At 46.8% G+C, this 1,510-nt stretch carries 2 protein-coding genes; both read left to right on the top strand.

Annotation, left to right across the window (positions count from 1 at the left end):
• Positions 1-203: T9SS type A sorting domain-containing protein (locus Q8M98_03980; protein ID MDP3113917.1), on the top strand; the 203-nt coding region annotated here is incomplete at its 5' end.
• A gap of 164 nt (positions 204-367) precedes the next feature.
• On the top strand, positions 368-1,510 hold a 1,143-nt coding region (locus tag Q8M98_03975; protein ID MDP3113916.1), incomplete at its 3' end, for a hypothetical protein.

Genomic DNA, 1,510 nt, shown 5'->3' with positions numbered 1-1,510 from the left:
ATCTCCGCCTCGATTCCAATGCCAAATCCGAGGTCAATTTCCGCATTTTCAATCTCCGCGGTCAATTGGTGGGAGAAATCAACGCCGCGCCAAACAGCACCGTCAATTGGAAAGCGGATAAGAAACTCGCCAGCGGAATCTTTTTCGTCAAAGCCACCCAAAACGGCACCAGCAAAAGCACCAAAGTACTGAAAATCAAATAAGCTTTGATAGCATCCAACATCATACCCCGCAGGTTTTTTGCCTCCGGGGTTTTTTGATTTAAACATCGATTAGTGGTGAAAAGTGAGCCTGTGAAAGAAATAGCTTGACAGTTTTCCTGCATACTATTTTCAATGTGGCAAAATTAGCATCTGGAGGTGTGAAAATGAAAAAGCTGATCTTTGCGACACTGATCATCGTGCTGCCGCTACTCTTATTATCCATAAATCCCGGCATACGCGATGTCCTTCAAAAAATGTCATATCCCAGCTTTGCCGCCGACCGTGGCATCTGGCGTCTGACAGAAAGTGAGTTTTTCACTCATTACGATTTCGAGTGGCAACCGCATTACACCAGTGAATACCATTACAATCAAACCTTCGTTTCGAGACCGGATTCCATTCGGCTATGGTACTATAACTATGAATTGAACTCCTGGTCATTAGCCGCCTTCGGGACATATTCCTACAATGCTTCCGGCTATGTGGCGTCCTTCACGGTCACTTTTTTCTCGAACTTTTCTGAAGTAAGCGCCATGCGTTCCGAGTTTTTGTATGACGCGCAAAACCGCCTGACCCGTGCCTGTTCCTATGCCTTGGACACACTATCCCAACAATGGTACCCCGAACAGCGGATGCACATCATATACTCCGGCGCCACCTATGAAGTCTATTTTTGGAATGCAGATTGGAGCAATCAGGACGGGACATATTCCAAGATTAATTTCAGTTGGGATAATCACCACCGGATCATCGAGCAAATCGAAAGTGATTCAATCGATTCTTTGTACTGGGCACCCGATAGCCGAACCACAACCAGCTACCATCCCAATGACACTCTCACCGGTGATCAGTTTGTTCATTGGATCGCCTGGTATTTGCCTCTCAGTTTCATGTTCGGCCATCAGGAAGCACCAGGCATGTTTCTGGAAGAAATCCGCTATGTTTGGTACATGAATGGCTGGATTCCAGACCAAAGAGATACTTATTCCCACGGTGCAGACGATCTTCTCTATCAGAGAATCGGCTGTTATTGGGATATGGACGTTTGGAATGAAATGGAAAGGAAATTATACAGTTATGACGCTCACGGAAACCGCGAACAGGAAATCGTACAATTCTGGAACGGCGGTCCTGACTGGTCGGATGCAGAACTCTCCACTTACAACTGGGAATACTATTCAAGCGCCAACGACGATCCCGGCTTTCCGGCAAATCCGGGTATCAAGCTCCATGCCTATCCGGTTCCCTTTTCCGAAAACCTGAATCTCCGCCTCGATTCCAATGCCAAATCCGAGGTCAATTTCCGC

The organism is Candidatus Cloacimonadaceae bacterium (assembly GCA_030693415.1).
Lineage (GTDB): Bacteria > Cloacimonadota > Cloacimonadia > Cloacimonadales > Cloacimonadaceae > JAUYAR01.
The sequence above is the reverse complement of the archived record's forward strand: the minus strand, read 5'-3'. Positions and strand labels throughout refer to the sequence as shown.